The following is a 6,602-nucleotide window of genomic DNA, read 5'->3' on the forward strand; positions in this document are numbered from 1 at the left end:
TGCATTGGTATCTGCTTTTTCATATTGTTCAATTTGTTTTGTATTAAAAGTTTTACTAAAGAAAAAGTGGAAGATGCTTTTTAAAAGCACAAAACTGTCTTGGAATAAAACATGATTGCACAGCTTTATCGAGGTTATTCTTTTTGCAATTGTGATAGTGAACAGAAACTGTTACTCCGGTACGCGCTACCTGATCCGGAGAAAAACAGTTTGTTTCTGTTTCTAATAATTGTTTAGAGCAACAATGTTAATGAGGGGTTAGCGAACCCTTAAAGAAGTATGAAAATTGCGCTTTTATAGACTAATTTTTGTATTTTTTTCATGAGAAAATGAAGTTTTAAAAAAGTTCTCTCATTTAGGGGGTGGCTATGAAGCTGATTTCATTTAAATTGTAAGTGAGAAAATTTTAAATAATGAATATTTTTAAGTTCTTAGCTTATTTTTATAAGAATATTTGCATAATTGAAGTTCTGTATTCATTACGAAATGATTGTAGTTGCTCTATCGTTTAAAAACAAATTCTATTTATAAATACGCATTTTAAAGCTAACGCTGTTGTTTTTTTCGTTGTGGACGATGTTTTAATGATACGTTGAAATTTTTAGATGTAGATGTAAGACAGGCTCTGAGTTTATTTGTGCCACGTTACAGATATTTATAATTGAAATATCACGATACAGAAATGATGACAGTGAAAAATTCTCATAAACAAAACATTCTTGCATCAGGGGTTGATTCTCATACACGGTGTTTGGCAATTTTCGCTCTTGCGGTGGGAAGTTTTGCGATTGGTACGGCAGAGTTTGTGGCAATGGGGCTACAGCCAGAGATGGCGCAAAGCTCATCTGTTGATATTCCGACAGCAGGTCAGTATATTTCTGTTTATGCACTGGGTGTTGTGATTGGAGCTCCTCTTTTAGCTGTTGTAACAGCTCCTTTCTCACGTAAAACTGTTTTGGCAGGATTGATGTTTTTTTATGCGCTGGCAAATATTGTTAGTGCTCTTTTTTCTGATTTTAGCATATTGATAACGTTACGCTTTATCAGTGGACTTCCCCATGGCATTTATTTTGGTCTTGCGACTCTATTTGCAGCTTCAATGGTGGAAATGAATGAGCGTTCCAAAGCTGTTGGCTATGTTATGCTTGGTTTGACAATTGCGACCGTTTTAGGAGCACCAAGTGCAACTTGGATTGGTCAGCTTGTTGGTTGGCAGATTGCTTTTATCCTTGTTGGCGCTCTTGCTTTATTATGTTGTTTACTTATTTGCAAGTTTTTGCCCTCTGATTTGCATCTCTCAAAAACAACCCCTCTACGCGAACTTTCTGCATTAAAGCAAAAACAAGTATGGTTTCTTTTAATGATGGTTTCGATTGGAGCCTCAGGATTATTTTCTGTTTTTACTTATATTAAGTCAACATTAATGCATATTTCTGGTGTTCCGCTTGAGTGGGTACCATTTATTATGCCGTTAGTTGGATTTGGAATGGTGGTAGGAAATCTTTTAGGACCTAAATTTGCAGTTAAAGTTGGTCTTTCACCAATGATATTTTTTTCTATGCTTTGGAGTACATTTGTTTTTTTTCTGTTTTTCTTTTTATCCCATGCTTCGTTAACGGCAGCATTAGGATGTTTTTTTGTTGGTACTTCTTTTGCCGCTATGCCTTCTATACAAACAAAAATCATGGATATTGCTCTTCATGGACAGATTTTGGCAGGAGCATTAATGCAATCTGCTTTTAATATCGCCAATGCTCTTGGTGCAGAATCTGGAGGATTGGTTTTAAAGTTGGGCTATAGTTACGAATATACCGCCCTTGTTGGAAGTGTTTTAACCTTCTGTGGATTAGTGATTTTTTGCATTTCATGGTCTATGGAAAAGCGTGTTTAATATTTTTGATTTATTCAGCTTTTTGATTGTCCTGTTGGATTTTTTAATATGCTATAGGAAACACGTAGAGCAAATGGAATACCAAGAAAAAATAAAAGACTAATCAGTGCCACAAGCAGGGTTTTTGCGGCTGAAATCATCCCTACTACTCCTCCAGGATTAAAGAGACCAGCAAGATTGGTAATTGTTCCTGCAAGTGCTGCGCTTAATGCAGCTGAAAAAAGTTGTACAGAGGTAAGGGATTCACTAGCACGTAAAGCATCTTCATCATTTGCACATTGTAATATTCGTTTTAGCAAATGCGGCCATGCTATGCCAGCACTCATCCCGATAGTAAATAATGAACATAAAATGATAAAAATATATTCAGATGGAGAAGTGTCTGTTGGAACGAGCCATAAAAGAATGCTTATGCCCAAAAGACTTAATAGAGGGGAATATATAATGAGGCTGTGAACTTTTTTTGTGGATATACCAGCGCTTGATAGAGAACCACATGTCCAACCAAAACTCATGAGGGATGCTATATAACCGGCAATAAGTGGAGGCTGACCATGAAGCTCTTGAAGAAAAAGTGGAAAATAAAGCTCTATACTATATACGACTATAGTTATAATAAGTATCAATGCATAGACAGGAAAAAACTCAGAAGAGAAAGAAAAAGAGTTGCGCGGTAACATAGGATGAAGTGTAAACGTTTCGATCTTTGCTAGAACAAAGAGAAGGCTCAATCCGATTACTAACCCACAGATTTTTGCAACTGTAGCATTCATAGCTCCCCCAATAGAAATGATAAAAATCAACAAAGTGAGTGTGAGGAGTTGTGCGAGAGGGAGTGGGGATTTTGGAATATCATTTTTATTTTCTTTTGGTAAAACCTTAAAGGCTATGATCCAGAAGATTATTGCTAATGCCCCAATGATCCAAAAGGATGCCCTCCATACACCATAATGTATGCAAATGCCACCGATAGCTGGTCCTAATAGGATTGATACTCCCCACATTCCGGAGATAACACTTAATGCATGTGACCATACAGATGGATTGCAGACAATACGTATCATAGAATAGGATAGAGATAGTAAAGAGCCGCTTCCAAATCCTTGAATAAAGCGCCCTATCAAAAATAAGAGCATAGTAGACGCAAGACTACATATAAAGGTTCCTACGATAAAGATCAATCCAGAGATAATATAAGCTTTGCGAGGGCCGATTTCCCCTAATATTTTTGTTGCAAGTGAAGTCCCAAGAAGTGATGCTATAATAAAAACAGTTGCTACCCAAGAATAATAAAGATCACCGTTCATCTCACTCATAAGAGAGGGTAAAATGGTGACAACAATATAGATATTGGTGGCGTGTAACATAACACCACCTGTAAACGTCAAAAAGCGAATACCATTCTTCCCCCATAAGAGTACAGACCAGCCTTGTTTTTTCACTGTTATTACTATTAGTAAAAAGTTAACTTCCCTTACTTTATAAGACAGCTCTTTGAATTTGCCAAGAGAGATTCAAAGCTCTTCTTGCGCAGAGCTTTGAAATTTAAATGAGATTATAATTTAATACTCCATTACGTTTTTAAGATTTTCATTAATTTTATCAAGGAATCCTGTTGTAGAGAGCCATTTTTGTTTAGGTCCAACCAAAAGGGCAAGATCTTTAGTCATAAAACCTTCTTCAACGGTTTTAATACAAACTTTTTCCAATGCTGTGGCAAAGTTTTTTAATTTTTCATTTTTATCCAATTTGGCACGATGCGCTAGCCCACGTGTCCATGCGAAAATAGATGCAATAGAATTTGTTGATGTTTCTTCATTTCTTTGATACTGGCGGTAATGGCGTGTTACTGTACCATGTGCAGCTTCTGCTTCAACAATTTTACCATCTGGCGTCATGAGAACAGAAGTCATGAGTCCAAGCGAGCCAAAGCCTTGAGCAACGATATCTGATTGCACATCACCATCATAGTTTTTACATGCCCAGACATATCCACCTGACCATTTAAGTGCAGAAGCAACCATGTCATCAATGAGGCGATGTTCGTAATATAACTTACGATTTTCAAATTCGGTTTTAAATTCTGTCTCAAATATTTCTTGAAAGATGTCTTTAAAACGACCATCGTAAGCTTTTAGTATAGTGTTTTTTGTTGAAAGATAAACTGGAAGATTCCGCTGTAGGCCGTAATTAAAAGATGCGCGCGCAAAGTCGCGGATGGATTCATCAAGGTTATACATAGCCATAGCAACCCCTGCGCTTGGAGCGTCAAAGACATCATGTTCGATAACTTGATTGTCATCACCAACAAATTTAATACTTAATTTTCCTTTACTAGGAAATTTAAAATCTGTTGCTTTATACTGATCACCAAAGGCATGACGCCCTATAATAATTGGTTTTGTCCAGTTAGGTACGAGACGTGGGACATTCTTACAGATAATAGGTTCGCGAAAAATAACTCCCCCTAAAATATTACGAATCGTACCATTGGGTGATTTCCACATTTTTTTTAAGTTGAACTCTTTAACACGTGCTTCATCTGGTGTGATGGTTGCACACTTTATGCCAACTCCATATTTTTTGATAGCATTGGCAGAATCGATCGTTACCTGATCATTGGTTGCATCTCGATTTTCGATAGAAAGATCATAATATTTGAGATCAATGTCGAGATAAGGATGGATCAATTTATCTTTGATATATTGCCAAATGATCCGGGTCATTTCATCCCCATCAAGTTCAACAACGGGGTTTTCTACTTTGATCTTTGCCATTAGAAGTCCTTTTTTGTTTAAGTAATATTATATTTTATAACACTTTCAGACTTGTTATGAAAAGTAAAAACAAGAATGATGAAGAACTCTTCAAATATGATATCAATTAAAGATATGTCTTTCTAGCAAGTAAAAATTTTATTGGGGAGTTCATGTGTTAGGTGGATCTTACTGATGGTATAGGGTTTATTCATTTTATTGACAGTTTTTTCAATTATTATATGAGCTTAGTAAAGTCATGATTTGTTGGTGTAAAAATCCACTGTGATAAAGAGGGGATAATGAGCAATTGATTATATAAACTCATTTTTTGCTAATCTTTCAGGATGTTCCGGAAATGATTAAAGTCACTTTGAGTAAAAAAACTTATAAAGGCTAGAGCTAAGCTTTAATCAAAAACTTACACTATATATTTTATGTTCGTACAGCTTATAAATTCTTTCTTAATACGAGATGGAATTATCAAAAGATTCTCTTGTTGATTGAGTTCTCACTTTTGATTATCGGTGTGTAAAGTACTATCTTTATCTTATTCTTTAACTTTAAAAGAGTATATAAAATCAATATCTTATTTAATAAAAGAGGCGGGGTAAGTCTAAAGAGAGTTTAGAAGCATCCAAATCATTTTTATAAATAATTTACCAAGAAAATACTCTGTAGAGGCATATTGGAAAATTCTATTCCCTCATTTTCGTTCTAGTATCCCATACTTTCATTTTATATAAATAAAATCAATACGTTATTTTATAAAAAAGAGAGTATGGTACGCCCAAGGGGCAAAAAGAAAGCAAATAAAATCAAAAATTTATATTGAATATAAGGGGATTGATAGATTCTGATTCTATAATGTTTTATTTGCTTCTACCCCTAACTTTTTTGGAGCTTTTTTATCGCTTCTATTGCTAGTCTTTTACGGTCTGCGCTCTTTGTATAAAGAGATGCCATTTGGTCTTCTGTCCAGCCAAAAATTGCTTTGAGTTGTGAAACTGTTGCACCGGAATTAGCGGCGCGTGTTGCTGCTAATTTTCTCAATCCGTGTGCTGATTTTTTAATTCCAGCTGCATTACAAGCGTCTCTAAATGCATTTCCAAAGCTTTCTTTGATAAATTTTTGATTCGTTTTACTACAGATGAATGTTTCTTCTCCAACAGGACCAATTTTAAGTGTCTTTGCTAATTCTGGTAAAATGGGAAGAAAAACATCTGTTTGGAATTTACTTTTTTCTGTTTTGAGATGAATGATATTATCTTTTACATCTTTCCAACCAATACGAACGACATCACCACGACGTAAACCCGTATACAAAAGAACATCAATCCAAACACGTTCATGGGTACCATGCGACCAGTGTTGGTAATATTTTTCAACATCTTCTTCTGTCCAAACAGCAAAGCCATCTTTATTGTTAAGAGCTGGTCTTTTTACTCCTACAGTTGGATTAGTCTCCAAAAGACCTTGTTCAATTGCCCAATTAAAAAGTCCATTAAGGGCTTTCAGAAAGTTTCTAGCCATTGCTGGTGTTTCTTTACGCCGTTCAACACCAGCTATGATATGTTTTTTTTCAATTGCTTTGTATGGAATGTTTCCTATGCTATCACATACCTTCATAAGTATAGTTTCTTTTTGTCTTTTCGTAGCTTTAGCGTAGCTATGCCAATCAGAGCTGTTAAAATACTGTTTCAGCAGCCATGCAAATGAACCTTCAGTGAGTTTACCGGTTTTAGATTTTGGGAGTATAAGTCCTTGTAATTCGGCAATTGCCATTTTGTAGTTGTCAACAAATTCTTGTGTTCCATAGGTTCCACGGATTCTAATACGTTTCCCATGACCAATGCGTACATACCATATGATTTTGCCATGGCGTGTGATTTCTTTGAGAAGATAAGGAGGGCGTGGTTTTGGCATGGTGACAGCCTATAAGACGATATCATAAT

Annotated in this window: 4 protein-coding genes; 1 reads left to right on the top strand and 3 read right to left on the bottom strand. The window is 35.6% G+C overall.

Annotated elements, in window-relative coordinates; translation table 11 throughout:
- The first annotated feature begins 682 nt into the window (after positions 1–682).
- Complete coding sequence (locus tag PVV69_RS06030) at positions 683–1,891, top strand: MFS transporter (RefSeq protein ID WP_273756834.1); 1,209 nt, start codon at positions 683–685, stop codon at positions 1,889–1,891.
- Between the two features lie 14 nt (positions 1,892–1,905).
- Here the strand turns inward: PVV69_RS06030 and PVV69_RS06035 are convergent, their stop codons facing one another.
- From PVV69_RS06035 to PVV69_RS06045, 3 genes are all read right to left on the bottom strand, one after another.
- Entirely contained in the window at positions 1,906–3,333 is a 1,428-nt protein-coding gene (locus tag PVV69_RS06035) for an MFS transporter (protein ID WP_273756831.1), read from the bottom strand.
- A 120-nt stretch (positions 3,334–3,453) separates the two neighbouring features.
- Positions 3,454–4,668 (bottom strand): NADP-dependent isocitrate dehydrogenase, encoded by a 1,215-nt coding sequence (locus tag PVV69_RS06040; protein ID WP_273756832.1) that lies wholly within the window; start codon positions 4,666–4,668, stop codon positions 3,454–3,456.
- An 867-nt stretch (positions 4,669–5,535) separates the two neighbouring features.
- Entirely contained in the window at positions 5,536–6,573 is a 1,038-nt protein-coding gene (locus PVV69_RS06045) for a tyrosine-type recombinase/integrase (RefSeq protein WP_273756833.1), read from the bottom strand.
- Positions 6,574–6,602: the final 29 nt, after the last annotated feature.

It is taken from the genome of Bartonella sp. MM73XJBT, assembly GCF_028618465.1.
In the GTDB taxonomy this organism is placed as follows: Bacteria; Pseudomonadota; Alphaproteobacteria; order Rhizobiales; family Rhizobiaceae; genus Bartonella.

What these genes read in the sequence shown, in the direction of transcription:
- PVV69_RS06030 (WP_273756834.1), top strand. Translation starts at nt 683, where the DNA reads ATGATGACAGTGAAAAATTCTCATAAACAAAACATTCTTGCATCAGGG.
- PVV69_RS06040 (WP_273756832.1), bottom strand. Translation starts at nt 4,668, where the DNA reads ATGGCAAAGATCAAAGTAGAAAACCCCGTTGTTGAACTTGATGGGGAT.
- PVV69_RS06045 (WP_273756833.1), bottom strand. Translation starts at nt 6,573, where the DNA reads ATGCCAAAACCACGCCCTCCTTATCTTCTCAAAGAAATCACACGCCAT.